At 73.9% G+C, this 17,905-nt stretch carries 14 protein-coding genes, 1 tRNA gene and 1 riboswitch; of the genes, 7 read left to right on the forward strand and 8 right to left on the reverse strand.

Annotation, left to right across the window (positions count from 1 at the left end; genetic code table 11):
- Window positions 1-46 precede the first annotated feature (46 nt).
- On the reverse strand, window positions 47-904 hold the full coding sequence (locus ACIOGZ_RS36255; RefSeq protein ID WP_400989066.1) for a glycoside hydrolase domain-containing protein: 858 nt from the start codon (window positions 902-904) through the stop codon (window positions 47-49).
- Window positions 905-1,056: 152 nt separating this feature from the next.
- On the opposite strand from ACIOGZ_RS36255, the gene ACIOGZ_RS36260 reads away from it, so the two are divergent.
- Entirely contained in the window at window positions 1,057-2,121 is a 1,065-nt protein-coding gene (locus ACIOGZ_RS36260; protein WP_363579775.1) for an EamA family transporter, read from the forward strand.
- A 46-nt stretch (window positions 2,122-2,167) separates the two neighbouring features.
- Here ACIOGZ_RS36260 and ACIOGZ_RS36265 read toward each other — a convergent pair whose 3' ends face one another.
- The 6 genes from ACIOGZ_RS36265 to ACIOGZ_RS36290 form a co-directional block, all read right to left on the reverse strand.
- A complete protein-coding gene (locus ACIOGZ_RS36265) occupies window positions 2,168-2,953 on the reverse strand; it encodes a pyridoxal 5'-phosphate synthase (RefSeq protein WP_350876456.1) in 786 nt (261 codons plus the stop codon).
- Window positions 2,954-3,400: 447 nt separating this feature from the next.
- Complete coding sequence (locus ACIOGZ_RS36270) at window positions 3,401-3,730, reverse strand: hypothetical protein (protein WP_363579777.1); 330 nt, start codon at window positions 3,728-3,730, stop codon at window positions 3,401-3,403.
- A gap of 426 nt (window positions 3,731-4,156) precedes the next feature.
- Window positions 4,157-5,521, reverse strand: coding sequence for an FAD-linked oxidase C-terminal domain-containing protein (locus ACIOGZ_RS36275; protein ID WP_363579778.1), 1,365 nt, complete (start codon window positions 5,519-5,521; stop codon window positions 4,157-4,159).
- Window positions 5,522-5,632: 111 nt separating this feature from the next.
- Entirely contained in the window at window positions 5,633-6,460 is an 828-nt protein-coding gene (locus ACIOGZ_RS36280; protein ID WP_363627853.1) for a MerR family transcriptional regulator, read from the reverse strand.
- Between the two features lie 118 nt (window positions 6,461-6,578).
- Window positions 6,579-6,666: transfer RNA gene (locus ACIOGZ_RS36285), tRNA-Ser, on the reverse strand.
- A 63-nt stretch (window positions 6,667-6,729) separates the two neighbouring features.
- A complete protein-coding gene (locus ACIOGZ_RS36290) occupies window positions 6,730-8,562 on the reverse strand; it encodes a trypsin-like peptidase domain-containing protein (protein WP_363579780.1) in 1,833 nt (610 codons plus the stop codon).
- A 302-nt stretch (window positions 8,563-8,864) separates the two neighbouring features.
- Window positions 8,865-9,012, forward strand: a riboswitch (TPP riboswitch).
- Between ACIOGZ_RS36290 and ACIOGZ_RS36295 the strand changes: the two genes are divergently transcribed.
- From ACIOGZ_RS36295 to ACIOGZ_RS36310, 4 genes are all read left to right on the forward strand, one after another.
- Window positions 9,005-10,462, forward strand: a complete 1,458-nt coding sequence (locus ACIOGZ_RS36295; protein ID WP_363579781.1) for a cytosine permease — start codon at window positions 9,005-9,007, stop codon at window positions 10,460-10,462. Its footprint overlaps the riboswitch before it by 8 nt.
- A gap of 79 nt (window positions 10,463-10,541) precedes the next feature.
- Window positions 10,542-11,366 (forward strand): glycerophosphodiester phosphodiesterase family protein, encoded by an 825-nt coding sequence (locus ACIOGZ_RS36300; RefSeq protein WP_363579782.1) that lies wholly within the window; start codon window positions 10,542-10,544, stop codon window positions 11,364-11,366.
- A gap of 305 nt (window positions 11,367-11,671) precedes the next feature.
- A complete protein-coding gene (locus ACIOGZ_RS36305) occupies window positions 11,672-12,214 on the forward strand; it encodes an ATP-binding protein (RefSeq protein ID WP_363579783.1) in 543 nt (180 codons plus the stop codon).
- A gap of 106 nt (window positions 12,215-12,320) precedes the next feature.
- Window positions 12,321-13,304, forward strand: coding sequence for a DUF5926 family protein (locus ACIOGZ_RS36310; RefSeq protein ID WP_363579784.1), 984 nt, complete (start codon window positions 12,321-12,323; stop codon window positions 13,302-13,304).
- A 206-nt stretch (window positions 13,305-13,510) separates the two neighbouring features.
- On the opposite strand, the gene ACIOGZ_RS36315 is transcribed toward ACIOGZ_RS36310, so the two are convergent.
- Window positions 13,511-14,188 carry a bifunctional DNA primase/polymerase gene (locus ACIOGZ_RS36315; protein WP_363579785.1) on the reverse strand — a complete coding sequence of 226 codons (678 nt, stop codon included), beginning with the start codon at window positions 14,186-14,188 and terminating at the stop codon, window positions 13,511-13,513.
- A gap of 613 nt (window positions 14,189-14,801) precedes the next feature.
- On the opposite strand from ACIOGZ_RS36315, the gene ACIOGZ_RS36320 reads away from it, so the two are divergent.
- Together ACIOGZ_RS36320 and ACIOGZ_RS36325 are read left to right on the forward strand one after the other, a co-directional pair.
- Window positions 14,802-16,238, forward strand: coding sequence for a PP2C family protein-serine/threonine phosphatase (locus ACIOGZ_RS36320; protein WP_363619478.1), 1,437 nt, complete (start codon window positions 14,802-14,804; stop codon window positions 16,236-16,238).
- 149 nt (window positions 16,239-16,387) lie between these two features.
- A complete protein-coding gene (locus tag ACIOGZ_RS36325) occupies window positions 16,388-17,887 on the forward strand; it encodes an aminopeptidase P family protein (RefSeq protein ID WP_363579787.1) in 1,500 nt (499 codons plus the stop codon).
- Window positions 17,888-17,905: the final 18 nt, after the last annotated feature.

A 17,905-nucleotide genomic window follows, 5' to 3' on the forward strand; every position in this document is an offset into this window, starting at 1 on the left:
TGTCAGTATCCCGGCCCCGTTGCCCGCATCACGGATCGGCGACGCGTCAGCCCGCGGTCGGGCCGTCGACGTGGTTGCGGTCGATCGTGAGGGCGGCGCCGCCGTAGGTCTCCTCGACGTTGCCGCGGTACTGGTGGACGCGCTGGTGGTAGCCCCAGAGGTCGGAGCCTAGGGCGCCGGAGTCGGCGGTGTCGGCCCGGTCGTCCCAGCGGGCGTACCAGAGGGCGTCGGGCAGCGGGAAGCTGCCGGCCCGGGCGGCGGCGGCCAGGTCGGCGATGCCGGAGTCGAGGCTGGAGTAGAAGCCGGAGCGGTAGCCGGCGGCGTGCAGGGCCTGGGTCCAGCCGACGGCGAAGTCGACCACCGCCTGGCCGCAGGCGGGGTCGCGCATCGGGTAGGCCTCGATGTCGAGGTAGACCGGGCCGCCCTTGCCGAATCCGAGCGAGCCCATCGCGTGGACGGCTTCGGTGGCCTCGTCCCGGCCCTGCTCGACCGCGTGGGCGGGGTCGATCCGGCGCGGCTTGTTGCCGAGTTCGCTGCACGGCGCCTGGAGCCCGACGTGGGCCGGGAGGAAGCGCCAGCCCAGTGCGCGGGCCTGGCGCACCCACTCGGCGGTGAGCCGGGGCTGGCCGCAGCCGCGCTGGGCGCCGCTGACGTAGATGCCGAGCGCGCCGTACGGGGAGACCCCGTGCCAGGCCCGCAGGGTGTCGAGGGGCGGCGCGGTGCAGGCGTCGAAGGCGGGGCCGGTGAAGTCGTCGTGGATCCTGGGCGGGCCGAACCGGTCGGGCAGGGTGAGGGCCCGGATGCGGGGGAGGGCGGCGGCCCCGGCGCTCACGCCCGTCCCGTCGGTGGCCAGCAGGAGCACGAGGGAGGCGGCGAGCAGGGCCACGGGGCGGAGATAGCGCACCCGCCCTTGCTACTGACGGACCATCGGACGAATGCGGCAACCACGCCGGGCGCACCGGGAGAGCCCACCCTTTCGGCCGCACCCGTCCACATCCGTCCCGATAGTTGTAACGAGCTTGCCCGTTCATCACTCCTTACGGCAAACTCGCCCATATGCCCACCTCCCATCCCAGCGAAACCACCGCCCCGATGCCGGCTGCCGCCGTCGCCGAGGCGCTTGCCATGCCGCCCGCCCCCCAGGGCGAGCCCGCCGGCGAGCGGGGCAGCTGGCGACGAGGCGGGGCACCCGGCTCCACGGCACCGCCCGACGCGCCCCCCGGTCGGCCCACCGGCCGACTCCCGAAGGTCCTGCGGCGCCCGGAGAGGATCCCGGCGCCGCTTCTCTGTCTGACCGCGATGTTCCTGGTGCAGACCGGGATCGCCCTGTCCAAGCCGCTGTTCGGCCCGCTCGGGGTCAGCGGCACCACCTTCCTGCGGCTGGGCTTCGCGGCGGTCATCCTGCTCGCCGTCACCCGGCCCCGGCTGCGCGACAAGCGCCCGCGCGACCTCGCCGCGGCGGCCCTGCTGGGCGTGGCCTCGGCCGGGATGACCTTCCTGTTCGCCGGGGCGATCGACCGGCTGCCGATGGGCACCGCCGCGACCATCGAGTTCCTCGGCCCGCTCGCGGTCGCCCTGGTCTTCGCCCGGCGTGCCAGCCACCTGCTCTGGGCGCTGCTCGCCGCCGGCGGCGTCGTCCTGCTGACCCTGCTCGGCGAGGGCGGCGACGGGGGCGGGCTCGACCCGGTCGGACTGCTCTACGCCTTCGGGGCGGCCGCCTGCTACGCCGCGTACATCCTGTTCACCGACAAGGTCGGCGCCGCCTTCCAGGGCTTCCAGGGCCTGGCGGTGTCGATGACGGTCGGCGCGCTCGCCCTGGCGCCGTTCGGACTCGGCCAGGCCTGGGACGGGCTGACCGCGCCCGGCGCCTCGCCGCTGGGGCTGCTGGCCGCGGTGGCCGGGGTGTCGCTGCTGCTGCCGGTGATCCCGTACGCGCTGGAGATGACCGCGCTGCGGCGGATGCCGCAGCGGGTGTTCAGCGTGCTGGTCAGTCTGGAGCCGGCGGTCAGCGCGCTGGTCGGCCTGGTGGTGCTCGGCCAGCTGCTGGGCGTGCCGCAGCTGGCCGGGATCGGCTGTGTGGTGGCGGCCAGCGTGGGAGCCACGCTGACCGGGCGGCGGTAGGGCAGCACGGTCGGTCCAAGGGCCGGGCCCTTGGACCGTCAGGTCGTCACGGCCACAGCAGGGTGCGCGACCACTCCGGGGTCCGGACCGGTCCGGTGCGGGTGTAGCGCAGCCGGACGTGCCGGCGCTGCGCGTCGCCCTGCCAGTACTCCACCTCGTGCGCCCACAGGGTGTAGACCGCGTGCCCGGCCGCGACGGCGTCCGGGGTGGCCTCCAGGCGGCGGCGGGCGACGGCGACGGCCTCGTCGTACTCGGCGAGCGAGGCCATCGGCTCGCTCTGCCGCCCGACCAGCGCGCCGACCCGGGCGTCCGGGGAGCGGGTGGCGAACTCGGCGGCGGCGACCAGGTCGGCGGCCCGCTCGACGGTGCCGCGGACCCGTACCTGGCGGCCCAGCTGGGGCCAGTAGACGGTCAGCGCGGCGGCCGGGTGGTCGGCCAGCTGGCGGCCCTTGGGGCTGTCGGCGGCGGCGGAGAAGACCCAGCCGGTGCCGGCCGCGTCGACGTCGCGCAGCACCAGCACCCGGGCGTCCGGCAGGCCGTCCGCGTCGACCGTGGAGAGGGTGACCACCTGCGGGTCCGGCACGCCGGCGGCCAGCGCGGTGGCGAGCCAGTCCACGAACAGCGGGCCGGGCTCGGCGGGCGCGGCCTCGGCGTCGAAGGTCGGCAGCGGGCGGGCCATCGGCGGGCGGCCGAGCAGCAGCTCGGGCACGGACTTCGGCTCGGGCCGGTGCTCCGCCGGCTCCCGGCGGGCGTCCGGCCCGGATCGCGGATCCGGCTCCGGTGCAGGCCAGGCCTCGCCCGGGCCGGTCAGGCCCTCCTCCTCCGCCGCCATCGCGCGCCCTCTCCTCCGGTTGCCGCGGTCGCCGCCCCGGCCGGGCCGTCCTTCCCGGGCCCGGGCACGTGGTGCGCTGTCGGAGCGCAACCGTACCGCCGAACACCGACGGCTCCGGGCGCGGGCCCTCGCTGGACGCGTCCGGGCCGTCCGGGCCGGCCTCGACGGGCGGTCCCGGGCGGTGTCGGCGGCGACGGGCAGCCGGCGACGAGCGGGCCCGGGCGGTTCGCTCCCGGCTCCGGACGCACTCGTGGGCGGTGCCGATGGCGGCACCGCCCACGAGGCCGGCTTCACGGTGACCCTTTCCGCTGGCCGGTCATGCGCTGTTCTGATCCGCGCCCGGGCGGGAATTCCGCCCGGAGACTGGTTCGAGCCCCTCCGCGAGTGCTCAGCTCACCCGCGGCCGCCCACCTCCGGCGCCCCCGCCGTCGGTGGTGCCCGATCGGATCAGTGGAAGATCGGGGCGAACACGACGTTGATGTTCTTGTTGGACTGCCCGGCCAGGATGGTGCCCGCGTTGTCCTTCACCGCGAGGGTGTTGTTCTGGTTCGAGGCGCCCGTCCCGGTGGCGGTCTGCTGGGTGGAGATGTAGTTGCCGTCGACCCCGCCGAACACGTTGCCCGTGCCGACGTTGGACACCACGCCGGCGTTGGAGCCGGCACCGGCGCCCGCACCGTTGTCGGCGGCCGCAGCACCGGCACCGGCCAGCAGCAGGCCGGCCGCGAGCGGGGCGGCGAGCAGGAGTCCGGCCACCCGGCGGGTGTGGATGCGAGCCATGAGAGCCTCCAAGAAGCTGTAAATCGTGCAATTGTCGAGCAGGGGGTGCGGGAGTTCGCCGGCCAGACGAACACCTGCGGGCTGCGACGCCGAGAGACAGACTTCCGCAACAAATCGACAAAGCACTAGTCGGCGAAGCAGTTTTCGCCCGTTAGCGTGATATCCACCCGGGCTGCGCATAACGGGCCGAAAATCGGACAGTGCGCCGACACACCCCTACCGAGCTGGCACTTTGCCCGGGCGATGGCCTCCTGGAAGGCCCTTCAGGCAGGGCGCTCCGCCGTCACACGAACCACCAGGCGCACCACCCCGGCGCAGGGAAATCAGGAAACGCGCCCCCGAAAAGTTCGACCACCCTCCCATGTCGACTTTTCCAGCCATTCCCAGACCATCGGAAAGTCGTACTGGAATATGGGAGAAATAACATCACACCATCTTGCCCGGGTTCATGATTCCCAGCGGATCGAAGACCGCCTTCAGCTGTCGCTGGAGGTCCAGCGCGACCGGCCCCAGCTCGCGCGCCAGCCAGTCCCGCTTGAGCAGCCCCACCCCGTGCTCCCCGGTGATCGTGCCGCCCAGCTCCAGCCCCAGCGCCATGATCTCGTCGAAGGAGCGCTGCGCCCGCGCCGCCTGCTCCTCGTCCGAGCCGTCGAAGATCACGATCGGGTGGGTGTTGCCGTCCCCGGCGTGGCTGACCACCCCGATGGTCAGCGCGTGCCGCTCGGCGATCAGCGCCACGCCGTTCAGCATCTCGGCCAGCCGGGAGCGCGGCACCGCCACGTCGTCGATCATCGTGGTGCCCAACCGGTCCAGCGCGGGCAGTGCCAGTCGCCGGGCCTCCAGCAGCAGCTGCGACTCCGCCTCGTCCTCGGCCGGCACCACCTCGGTCGCCCCGGCCGCCCGGCAGAGCTCCGCCACCCGCGCCAGCCCGGCCTCCCGGTCCGGCCCGTCGAAGGCCACCAGCAGCAGCGCCCGGGTCGTCTCCGGCAGCCCCATCCGCCCCAGGTCGTTGACCGCCCGCACGCTGACCGCGTCCATCAGCTCCATCAGCGACGGGGTCAGGCCGCACGCCATCACCTCGCAGACGGCCGCGCCCGCCGCGTCCGCGCTCGGGAACTCCGCCGCCAGCGCCAGCTGCGGCGCCGGCGCGGGCCGCAGCGCGAGCACCGCCCGGACCACCACGCCCAGTGTGCCCTCCGAGCCGACCAGCAGCCGGGTCAGGTCGTACCCGGCCACGCCCTTGGCCGTCCGGCGCCCGGTGGACAGCAGCCGCCCGTCCGCCAGCACCACGTCCAGGCCGAGCACGTACTCGCTGGTGACGCCGTACTTCACGCAGCAGAGCCCGCCCGCGCCGGTGCCGATGTTGCCGCCGATCGTGCAGGACTCCCAGCTGGACGGGTCCGGCGGGTACGAAAGGCCCAACTCACCGGCTGCTCGCGAAAGTTCGGCGTTCACCACGCCGGGCTCGACCACCGCGATCCGGTTCACCGGGTCGAGCTCCAGGATCCGGTTCAACTTCACCATCGACAGCACGATGCAGCCGTCCACGGCGTTCGCCGCACCCGACAGCCCGGTCCGCGCCCCCTGCGGCACCACCGGCACCCGCAACGCGGTGGCGATGCGCAGCACGTGCTGCACCTGCTCGACCGTCTCCGGGAACACCACCACGGCGGGCGCACCGGCGGCGCAGAAGCCGGCCATGTCGTGGCGGTAGGCGGCGGTCACGTCCGGATCCACCACCACCGCCCCGGCCGGAAGGCCCTGCGCCAGTCGGTCCGTCAGGTCACCCATCGCCGCCTCCACTCGCCACCAGCCGCCTCCACCGCACTCTGCCCGCCCGCCGGAGGCCGGGCAAGTGGGCCCCCGGCGGATCTGCGGGCGTGGGCCCCGGCCGGACCGGGCCTACCGGCGGACCACCGGCTCCTGGAACTCCGTGACCCACCGCGCCGGGTCGTCCGGGCACTCCAGGTAGAGCTCCCGGGCGTAGCCGGCCGAGCGGTAGCCGTTCGCGTCGATGAAGCGGGCCAGCTCCTGGAAGCTCCCCATCGCCTCGTCCATCGAGCCGCGGTGCACGACCGTCGCCGCCTCCTCGATCGGCGGCAGGTCGAGCACCGCGAAGCCGTACCGGCCCGGCTCCACCGCCGGCCCGACCGGGACGGCCACCCGGATCAGCACCGTGCCCTCGCCCTCCGGCACGTCCTCGTACCGGGCGACGGACGGGCCCGCCTCGGCGATCCCGGCCTCGGCCAGCCGCCGGCACAGCTCCGCGAACAGCGGGCCGATCACCGGCCCGATGTCCTCCGGCTGGTAACTCGCGGCCACCGCGGTCAGTTCGGCCACCCGGACGGACGGCACCCGCTTCAGTACGACGTCGTGTGCGGACATGGTCCCCTCGCTCTCGATCGTCCGGAGCCTCGCCTCCACCCGGGTCAGCCGCTGCTCGTCCGCGGCGATCGCCTCGGCGAGTTGGGCCCGGCGCAGCCGCAGCATCCCGCGCAGTTCGGCCGCGTCCACCTGCTCGTCCAGGACGGCCCGCACCTGCTGCAGCGTGAAGCCGAGCTCCTTGAGCGCGATCACCCGGTTGAGCCGGGCGAGTTGGGACGCCTCGTAGGACCGGTACCCGCTGACCGGGTCCACCCTGGCGGGCCGCAGCAGACCGATCGCGTCGTAGTGGCGCAGCATCCGCACCGACACCCGGCCGTGGCTGGCGAAGTCTCCGATGTTCAACATGGTGCCCCCACTCCACCCCCTGCCACCGTGTCAGGGTCAACCCCCGCCCGCCGAAAACGCGGAAGGCGGGTGCCGAGTGATCTCGGCACCCGCCCTGAGCAGGTGGTTCTCCAACCAGCGGAGAGCGTGGGATTCGAACCCACGGTACGGGGTCACCGCACGACAGTTTTCAAGACTGTTCCCTTAGGCCGCTCGGGCAGCTCTCCAGGCGGAGGTCAGCCTAACGGGTCCGGCGGGGTTCGGTGCACACCGTTTCGTGCGGGTGGGGGTCAGCTGTCGCCGTCCCGCTGGCCGAGGGTGACCTTGGTGTTGAACTGCTGGCCGTTGCGGGTGTACTCGACGTCGACGGTCTCGCCGGGCTTGTGCGTCCAGATCCGGCTGACCAGGGCAGGGCCGTTGTCGATCGGCACTCCGCCGAGCTTGGTGATGACGTCGCCCGGCTTGAGACCGGCCTTGTCGGCGGCGCCGCCGGGGGTGACGGCCGGCTGGCCCTGGATGTCGCGGGTCTGGATCTGCGCGCCGTCGCCCTTGTAGTCGTCGTTGCGCAGCACGTCGAGCTTGGCGTAGACCGGCTTGCCGGTCTTGATCAGGGTGTCGGCGACCCACTTGGCCTGGTTGATCGGGATGGCGAAGCCGAGGCCGATGCTGCCGGCCCGGCCGTTGGCGGAGGCGTTGGACTGGATCGCCGAGTTGATGCCGATCACCGAGCCGCTGGAGTCGAGCAGCGGGCCGCCGGAGTTGCCGGGGTTGATCGAGGCGTCGGTCTGCAGGGCGTTCATGTAGGAGGACTGGCCGCCGGTCTCGTCGCCGGAGGCGACCGGGCGGTCCTTGGCGCTGACGATGCCGCTGGTGACGGTGGACTCCAGGCCGTACGGCGCACCGATCGCGACGGTGGCGTCACCGACGTTGACCTTGTCGGAGTCGGCCAGCGGAAGCGGGGCCAGCTTGCTCTTCGGCGGGTTTTCGATCTTGACCACGGCGACGTCGTAGCCCTCGGCGTGGCCCAGCACGGACGCGTTGTAGGACGTGCCGTCGGCGAACTTGACGGTCAGTTTGCCGCCGTTGAGGGTCGGCGCGACCACGTGGTTGTTGGTGAGGATGTGGCCCTCGGTGTCGAAGACGAAGCCGGTGCCGGTGCCCGACTCGCCGTTGCCCTGCGCCTTGATGGTGACGACGCTGGGCAGCGCCTTCTGCGCGATGCCGGCGATCGAGCCGGGAGCGGGCTCGTTCTTCTGGGTGTTGCTGGCCTGGACGGTGGTGCTGCGGTGGTCGTCGGCGCTGCTGGTGCTGTCGTTGCGGTCCGCGACGGTCACGCCGAGCGCACCGCCGGCCACGCCGGCGATCAGCGCGACGGCGGCGATCAGGGCGACCAGGCCGCCGCGCTTCTTGCGCGGGCCGCCGGGGCCGCCGGGGTAGTCGGCCGGGTAGCCGAGCGGTCCGGCCGGGCCACCCGGGTAGCCCGCGCCGCCGCCGGCGTCGTGGGAGGCACCCCAGCCGCCGAGCGGCTGGCCGGCGCCGAACGGGTGGTGGCCGGGCGCGGGGTGCGCGGCGGGCGCGCCGGGGGCGGCCGGGGTGCCGTACGGGTCGTGCGGGCCGGCGGCGGGGACGCCGTGGGCCGGGGTGGCGTACGGGTTGGCACCCGGCGGCAGGGCCGGGCTCTCGGCGACGGGTGCGACGGGTGCGACGGGTGCGGCGGGTGCCGCCGGCGCGGCCGGGACCGGCGGGGCGGGCGGCAGGACCGGCGGCGGCGCGTCGATGTAGCCGGTGGCGGCGTCGACCGGGGCGGCCGGTGCGTCGACGACCGGCGCGGCCGGGGTCTGCGGGGGCGCCTCCGGCGCGGGGACCTTGGTGAAGGCCACGGTGGGCTGGTACCCACCCTCGGCCGGAACACCATCGGCCGCAACGCCCTCCGTCGGCGCGGCCTCAGCCGGTGCGGCCTCGGCGGCCGGAGCGGCCCCGGGCTCGGGGACCCGGCCGAAGGCCAGTGTCGGCTGGTGCCCGCCCGAGGCGTGGCCGTCGGAAGCGGGAACAGCCGCCGCCTGGCCGCCCGAGGGCTGCTCCCCCTGCGGCCCGGTGGGCCCAACCTCGCGCTCGGTGCTCACGAACGACCTCCATAGCTGACAGAACCAAGGACCATAGTTTTTCGTACTGCCGATTCGTTTGCCGTAAGGACCCCTCTGAATAACTCATAAGAATCCTTAGCCGCAGCCGACAGCCGGGCCGCCGACCAGGCTGTCCTACGCCGACGACCGAGCGATGACCGAGCCGACGAGCAAGTCGACGGCCGAACCGAAGACCAGGCCGACGACCGGAGGCTCCCCCACCTCCGCCGGGCGTCCCGCGATGCGGGCCGCACACCCCGTGGCCTTGGCGTTCACCCCCGGGCCGGTTAGCCTGTCGCTCACAACTGACACGCGGGAGCTTGGACCATCCAGGCTGAGAGTGCGCTGGTCGACCGTACGCCACGGGATCGTGGGCGGACCGTCGAGGGGGCGCAGACCGCCGGAACCTGTCCGGGTAATGCCGGCGTAGGGAGTATCGGCCATGTCGCCTGCTTCGCCATCCTCTTCTTCGGACGCGCCCGCGTCCAAGGGTTTCCCCGAACCGTCCCCGACCGCTCACGGCGGTGACAGCGGTCACGCGGGCCCCACCGGCACGGCGACCGCCGTCCTGGAGCGCCCGGAGCGTGCCGAGGCGCCGCTCGTGCTGGACACCGAGCCGCCGCGCACGCTGCGCTTCCGGGACCACTTCGCGCTCTGGATGAACCTGGGCGTCAGCCTGATCGGCTTCTCCACCGCCGCGACCGTGCTCGGCGCCAAGGGCAGCGAGCTGTCGCTGGCCGCCGCGGTGACCGCGATCGTGGCCGGCACCGTGGTCGGCACCGCGATGCTCGGCGTGGCCGCGCTGATCGGGGCCCGTACCGGCGCGCCCGCGATGGCGAACCTGCGCGGGCTGTTCGGCACCCGGCTGTCGTATGTCCCGACGGTGCTGAACATCGTCCAGTGCGTCGGCTGGGGCGTGTTCGAGCTGCTGACGATCGCGGCGGGCGCGCAGACCGTCGCCCACACCGACGGCTACCGCTGGCTGTTCGTGCTCCTGGCGGGCGCGCTGACCACCGCGCTGACCATCTGGCCACTGGGCTCGATCGCGGTGCTGCGCCGCTTCGTGGCCGGTGCGGTCGCCGTCGCGATGGTGTACTTCACCGTCCAGCTGGGCCGCCAGGGGGTGCCCGACCCGGGCGCCGGCAACTGGCACGGCTTCCTGGGCGCCACCGACGCGATGATCGCGGTGTCGATCTCCTTCGTCCCGCTGGCCGCCGACTACACCCGGCACTCGCGCACCGCACGCTCGGCGTTCTGGGGCAGCTTCTCCGGCTACACGATCGCCCAGGTCTGGTGCTACGTGCTCGGCCTGATGGCCCTGCTGCAGTCCGACGGCGACCCGAACAGGATCTTCGACTCCTTCCTCGGCGTCTGGGCCGGCTGGCTGTTCCTGCTGGTGCTGGTGCTGCGCGAGACGGACCAGTCCTTCGCCAACGTGTACTCGACCGCGATGTCGGTGCAGAACCTGCTGCCGAAGGTGGACCGCCGGGTGCTGACCGGCGGGATCGGCCTGCTGATCACCGTGCTGGCACTGCAGATCGACAAGTTCACCGACACCTACACCAACTTCCTCGGTCTGATCGGCTCGGTCTTCGTGCCGCTGCTGGCGGTGCTGGCGGTGGACTACTTCTTCGGCGCCGGCCGGTACGGCTGGAACCTCTCCGCCGACGCGCCCTCGCGCCGCCTGATGCTGCTGCCCTGGGTGCTGGGCTTCGCGGTCTACCAGTTCATCGCGCCGACCGCGGTGGCCGGCTGGTGGACGGACTTCTGGACCTCCGCCCAGGACGCCCTGCACTTCACCCCGCAGGAGTGGACGTCCGCCTCGCTGTTCGCCTTCCTGGTGCCCGCGCTGGTCACCTGGGCGCTCACCCCGCTGACCCGCAGGACGGCGCCGAGCTGACCGACCGACACCGAAGACGGCCCCGCAGATTGGGGCCGTCTTCGCCTGCGCGTCACTTCCGCCGCCTATCGTGGGGCCCGTGACCAGCACAGACCCGTCCTCGACGGCGGCGCGCACCACGCCGCCCGTCCAGGTGATCGCCCACCGCGGTTCCTCGCACGCCCTGCCCGAGCACACCCTGGCGGCGTACCGGCGCGCGCTCGACGAGGGCGCGGACGCGGTCGAGTGCGACGTCCGGCTGACCGCCGACGGCGAGCTGGTCTGCGTGCACGACCGCCGGATCGGCCGGGTCTCCAACGGCCAGGGCACCGTCTCGGCGATGACGCTGGCCGAGCTGGAGGCGTACGACTTCGGCGCCTGGAAGACCGGCCGCCCCAGCACCGACCCCGAGCTGCGCGGCGTGCTGCGGCTGGAGCGGCTGCTGGAGCTGGTGGTGGACTGCGGCCGCCCGGTGGACCTGGCGATCGAGACCAAGCACCCGGTGCGCTACCGCGGCCGGGTGGAGGCCGAACTGCTGCGGAAGCTCGAACGCTTCAAGATCGGCGCGAGCCGGGAGGGCGAGCGCCCCTCGGCCCGGATCATGAGCTTCTCCTCGGTGGGGCTGAACCGGGTGGCGGCCTCGGCGCCGGAGTACCGGCGGGTGTTCCTGTTCGAACGGACCCTGCCGCTGCTCGGCCGGCTGCGCCCGGGCTCCCCGCTGCCGGGCGGGGCTCGGATCGCCGGACCGGGCATCGACCTGGTGCGGGCCCGCCCGCAGCTGGTGACGCGGCTGCGCGAGCTGGGGCACGAGGTGCACGTGTGGACCGTGGACGAACCGGCCGACGTGGAACTGTGCCTGGAGCTCGGGGTGTCCGCGATCATCACCAACCGGCCCGCCGAGGTCCTGGCGCAGCTCGGCCGGTGATCCGGCGTCGGACGGCGGGCCGCCCGCAAATCCACCCGCAAAGCCCGGACACAACCTGATCGTTCTGGTCGGCAGTCAAACCTTCCGGGCCCGTTATTGCCGGAATTCATGCGCCGGGGCGACGCACGGTGAGCACGGAATGACCTCAGGTCCACCCTCGGTCGCAATCGCTTGAAATGTCCTCGCGGGATCGTCCGGCGGTCGTTTCCGACGCATTACCAAGGGGCATCTCTCCCTCGGCATACGCTGAAGGAGGTCCGGGGGTGGCGTTGATGGTGGCGCGTGAAGTGCCGGCTTCATCGACCATGGCAGTGCCGCACGGCCCGGCGAGTGTCGGGGTCGCACGGCGCCGACTGCGTCGAGATCTCGGCGACCGGGAGATACCGGAGCCGGTCGTTGATGATGCCGTACTGATCCTTTCCGAACTGCTGAGCAACGCCTGTCGGTACGCCCGTCCGCTCGGCCCGCTGCGGGCCCTGGGGCGCGGCGCCCGGGCCGAGGTGGTGGACCAACTGCTGGTCGGCGTCCCCTCCGGGGCGCATTCCGCCACGGGCGGCCGGGAGCGCGAGGAGCACGGGAGCGGAACGGACGGCGGCGTGCTGGTCCGCTGGCAGCTGCACGCCGACGGCGTGCTCACCCTGGAGGTCACCGACGGCGGCGCGACCACCCGGCCGCTGCCCGCCGGCCCCTCGCTGACCTCGCGCGGCGGTCGCGGCCTGAACATCGTCGACCAGTTGGCCAGCGACTGGGGCGTGCGCGACGCGCCCGGCGAGGTGACGGTCTGGGCGGCGCTGCCCGCCCGGGCCCGGCACGCCCGGCGCACCGGTGGTGACGCCCGCAGCGCCTGAACCGACGCGCGCTCCCCACCCGTCCGCCCGGCGCGTGCCCGCGCGCCGGGGGAACGTCAGTAGGCTGCCCGGAGCAAAGGACCACCGTTCCCGGGAGAGCCGCACCATGGGCAAGAAGGCCGCCAAGAAGGCGCCGCAGCGTCAGTCCACCACCGCCGTCGCGGGCGAGGTCCCCGTGGTGGGGGCCCGCGAGAACTGCCCCTGCGGTTCGGGCCGCCGGTACAAGGCCTGTCACGGCCGGGAGGCCTCGCACGCGGTGCAGGAGCTGGTGCACCGCCCGTTCGAGGGCCTGTCGGGCGAGGCCGACTGGGTCGCGCTGCGCGAGCTGGTGCCCGCCGCCACGGTGCCGCTGACGCTGGCCGCCGGGGTGGCCGAGGGCGCCACCGGCGAGGTCCCGTCGGTGACCCTGGCCACCGTGCTGCCGCTGGCCTGGCCGGCCCTGCGCCGCCAGGACGGCTCCATCCTGCTCGGCCTGCAGACCCAGTCCTCCTCCGGCGACCTCAGCCGCGACCTCGCGGACGCCCTGGAGCTGGCGCTGGCCACCGAGCCGGGCAACCCGGTGCCGTCCCGCCGGACCGAGGCGGGCGGACGCCGGCTCCAGGACCTGCTGGACGTCACCGCCGCGTTCACGCCCGCCGTGCACACCGGCTTCGAGTTCTGGCTGGAGGACGCCGAGACCGCGACCGGCGAGGTCGCCGCCTCCCTGGAGCGCGCCAACGCCTCGGCCATCCCGACCGAGAAGCTGGCGAGCGCCGACGCCGCCTACTGGTGCGGCACCCCCGACAAGAACCACCTGCGCTGGGTGATGACCGTGCCCGAGGAGCGGCTGCTGGACGCGCTGGCCCGGCTCAGCGCCGCCGACCAGTCCTCGCTCGGCCCGGACACCCGCCTGGTCGGCTCGTTCCGCGCGCACGGCCTGACCGTCCCGGTCTGGGACCTCCCGCTCGCCATGACCGCCGCCGACTGCGAGAAGCCGGCCGCCGAGTTCGCCGAGCGGCTGGCCTCGGTGCTCGCCGACGAGACCCCGTTGACCGCCGAGGAGCGGCGCGCCCGCGCGAACCTGGTGAACCGTCAGGTCACCTTGAACTAAAGCGCCCGGGATCCGGGTGATACGCGTCACATTGTCGCCATGAAGCCGCAATTTCCGGGCTGGCAGGGCGTCTTGGAAATTGGCGCGGGCGCGGATCCTTGTTACTGTCTAAAGAGTCCGGCCGCTGGTGCATCCCCCGTCGCCAGCGGCCGGATCTTTTGTTTTCCGCGGGGCCCCGACGAGCGGCCCGGGAACGGACCGGCGGATCAGTACGCCGAGCGACCGCTGTCCAGCCGGACCGTCGCCTCCACCAACTCGCCCAGCAGCGGCCCGACCTGCGGCAGCCACACCCCGCCGTCGGCGTCCGCGCGCGGGGCCAGCACCCAACGCACCCGGCCAGCCGCTCCACCGGGCGGCAGCGGCAGGAAGCCGTCCACCCCGTGATAGCGCAACGAGCCTGGCACCCAAGGGAGTTGAGAGAGCATCTCGCCGAGCGCGTCCAGCGAGTACGGGGCCACCAGCAGCGCGTACCGGCCCGGCATCGCCAGCACCGGACCGAGCGGCAGCCGCAGCGCGCCCAGGTAGACCAGCGCCCGGGCCCCGGCCGCCGCCGGCAGGCTGACCGCCGAGACCACCGAACCGGTGGCGGCCAGCACCGGAGCGTCCGGGCTCTGCCGCTCCCACCACCAGCGCACCATCCGGGCGTCCGTGGTGGCGGCCAGCAGCGACGGGTCGTGCGGGTGCGCGCCCGGCACGACGCAGTCCTGGTCGCCGCAGGAGCACTGACCGCCGCGCAGGACGGCCCCGGGCACCACGGGCCAGCGGTGGTCGACGGCGGCCGTCAGGGCCGCGGCGAGCCGGGCAGGGCGCTGACGTGCGACGTCGTCCTGGACGGGGTGGTGGGGAGTGGCGGGCGGACACGGATCTTTCGGGTTCTCACGCATGGCGCTCGTTCCTTTCCCTGACCGCTCGGTTCGCTCCGGCCCGTCGGCACCGCCGGGACTCGTCACGCGGACCCGCGGTGGCACGGCCCCGGCGGCGCGAAGGGGGGCGGGCGGCATGGCGGGCGGCGCGGCGACGACGTGGATCACGGTGTGGAGCACGACATGAGAAGGGCCGCGCACTGAAACAGCCCCTGGAACGAGAATCCCGTATGCGACCGGATGGACGCCGCCCGGGCGCGCTTGGTTCCACCGTACGAGTGAGAGACTTCCGGCCAGCCCGGGTCCCGGGCGGCGCGGGCATACGATCCGGACGGCCGCCGGGTCCGTCCCCTCCGTTCTGCCCGCTCCCGGTCCCCTCCATGCCTCCCGACCGGACCGGCGCGCGCCCAGGCCGTACGCGCCCCCCGACCGGGTCTCGCGGATGTGGAACAGGCCACCGCGTCGTCCTGGATCTGGACATGCCCCAAATGGCCTGTGTAGAAGTGGTGGCATTGCTGTCGATCAATGACGAGTAGTAGCGAATCGAGGCGAAACGCGCCCTTTGGCCGTCATCGCTCCACACCGGCCGTACCTGGGGGTTCCGCATGGCACGTAGCACGTCAGGAGTGGCGGCATGACCGAGTCCCACCCGTCGTCGTCGACACCCTCCGAGCCGGGCGAGCCCGGCAGCGCCGGCGGGCTGACCGTCCTCGACCCACCGGGCTTCCCCGGTCCCGCCGACGCGCAGGACGGTGCGGCGGACGTCCGCACGGCACCGGCCGCCGGAGTGCAGGACCGTTTGGCCGGACGACTGTCCGATTTCGCCAGCCTGCACCGGCACACCGAACAGCTCGCCCGCGCCCGCGGCCTCGCCGCCACCCTGGACACCGTCCTCGCCTCCGGCGCCGCCCTGCTCGGCGCCCGACGCGGCGTCCTGGTCACCCGGATGCCCGGCGGCAGGCCCGGCCAGCCCGTCGGCCTCGGCCTCGACCGCGCCAGCCTCGGCGCGCTGGAGACCGTCCCGCCCGAGCAGAGCCTGCTCGCCAGGCTGCTGCGCGAGCAGGACCGGCCCGAACGGCTGCACTCCCCCGACCTCGCCGAGGACCCGGCCACCGGCGCCCGGCTGCGCGAACTCGCCACCCAGCTCGGCCTCGGCGGCTGCTACGGTCTGCCACTCGCCACCGAGGAGGACGGCCCGCTCGCCGCCGCCCTCTGGTTCTACGACGAGCCCGCCGAACCCACCGAGCGCCAGCGCGAGCTCGCGCACCGCTACGCCGCGATCGCCGCCCCGCTGCTCGCCAAACAGCTGGAGGCGGACAAGGTCCGGCGCACCACCGAGGCGCTGCGCCGCGGCCTGCTGCCCGACCGGCTCCCCCAGCCCGCCGGCCTGCGGCTGGCCGCCCGGATCCTCCCGGCCGGCCTGGACCGCTCCTGCGGCAGCGACTGGTACGACGCCATCCCGCTGCCGGACGGCACCGTCGGCCTCACCGTCGGCTCCGTCTCCGGCGACGGCCCCGGCGCGGGCCCCGGCTCCGCCCCCGGCGCGGCCGCCGCGATGGGCAGGATCCGGGCCGCGCTGCGCGCCTACGCCGTCCTGGAGGGCGAGGACCCGGTCTCCGTCCTCGGCGACCTGGAACTCCTACTCAAGACCACCGAGCCGGCCCGCACCGCCACCGCCGTCTACGCCTGGGTGGAACCCGAGGAGCGCCGGATCACCCTGGCCGGCGCCGGCCACTGCCCGCCCGTCCTGGTCGGCCGGCACGGCGCCGAGTTCGTGGAGACCTCGCTCTCCGCCCCGCTCGGCATGCTGGCCTGCTGGGAGGCCCCCGGCGTCGAGCTCACCGCCGACCGCGGCGACACCCTGCTGCTCTACACCGAGGGGCTGGCCCGCCGCTGCGGCCCGACCCTGCACGCCGGCCAGGCCAACCTGCGCCGGGCCGCCGCCGACGCCCCGCGCGACGTGCGGATCGACCCGGACCGGCTCTGCGCCCACCTGCTGGCCGTCTGCCCCGACCCCGGACCCGGACCGGCCACCGACGACCTGCTGCTGCTCGCGGCCCGCTTCGAATAGCCGCCCCGAACAGTCGTCCCGAACAGTCGTCCCGACCCCGAACGGGCGAGCGGCCGGGCGTCCGTACCATGGACGCACGGCCGCCCGCGCGTGTCGCGATCCGACACTCCCCCGAGGGGCGGCGGTACCACCCCAAGGAGGCGTTACACGTGACCGAGGACCGCACGCCCGCAGTGGCCGAGAACCCCGAAGCCGACGGCGGCGACGAGCCGCAGCAGTTCAAGGGCCGCAAGAACGGCCTGTACGGCGAGGTCTCCGACGAGCTGGCCGCCTCGATGAAGACCGGCTGGGCCGACACCGAGCTGCACGGCCTCGTCCCGGTCGCCCAGGCCCCGTACGCGGCCGAGCGCCGCGCCCGGCTCTCCGCCGCCTACCCCGGCGAGCGGCTGGTCGTCCCGGCCGGCAACCTGCGGGTGCGCTCCAACGACACCGACTACAGCTTCCGCGCCGCCAGCGAGTACGTGCACCTCACCGGCGACCAGACCGAGGACGCCGTGCTCGTCGCCGAGCCCACCGGCGACGCCGGCCACGAGTTCGCCCTCTACCTGCTGCCCCGCTCCGACCGCGAGAACGGCGAGTTCTGGCTGGACGGCTACGGCGAGCTGTGGGTCGGCCGCCGGAACAGCCTGGGCGAGCAGGAGCAGCTGCTCGGCCTGCCGGCGCGCGACGTGCGCAAGGCCGCCGAGGAACTGGCCGGGCGCACCAAGGACTCCGCGGTGCCCACCCGGATCGTCCGCGGCTACGACGCCGGCCTGGAGGACACCCTGGCCGACGTGCTGGACGCCGACCGGGACGCCGAGTTCAAGGAGTTCCTGAGCGGCCTGCGGCTGGTCAAGGACGAGTGGGAGGTCGGCGAGCTGCGCGCCGCCTGCGACGCCACCGTCAACGGCTTCACCGACGTGGTCCGCGAGCTCGGCCAGGCCGTCGCCACCTCCGAGCGCTGGATCGAGGGCACCTTCTGGCGCCGCGCCCGGGTCGAGGGCAACGACGTCGGCTACGGCACCATCGCCGCCGCCGGCCCGCACGCCACCACGCTGCACTGGGTCCGCAACGACGGCGACGTCCGCCCCGGCGAGCTGCTGCTGCTGGACGCCGGCGTCGAGACCCACACCCTCTACACCGCCGACGTCACCCGCACCCTGCCGATCGACGGCCGCTTCAACGACCTCCAGCGCAAGATCTACGACGCCGTGTACGACGCCCAGGAGGCCGGCATCGCCGCGGTGAAGCCCGGCGCCCGCTTCCGCGACTTCCACGACGCCTCGCAGCGCGTGCTCGCCGAGCGCCTGCTCGCCTGGGGCCTGCTGGACGCCTCGGCCTACGACGTCGAGAAGGTCCTGGAGCTGGGCCTCCAGCGCCGCTGGACCCTGCACGGCACCGGCCACATGCTCGGCCTCGACGTCCACGACTGCGCCCACTCGCGCCGCGAGGAGCACGCCGACGCGCTGCTGGTGCCCGGCATGGTCCTCACCGTCGAGCCCGGCCTGTACTTCCAGCAGGACGACCTGACCGTGCCGCAGGAGTACCGCGGCATCGGCGTCCGGATCGAGGACGACATCCTGGTCACCGCCGACGGCAACGAGAACCTCTCGGCCGGCCTGCCGCGCCGCGCCGACGAGGTCGAGGCCTGGATGGCCTCGCTGGCCTGAGCCACCCTCCGGGGGCCC

Source organism: Kitasatospora sp. NPDC088160 (assembly GCF_044741445.1).
Classification (GTDB): domain Bacteria; phylum Actinomycetota; class Actinomycetes; order Streptomycetales; family Streptomycetaceae; genus Kitasatospora.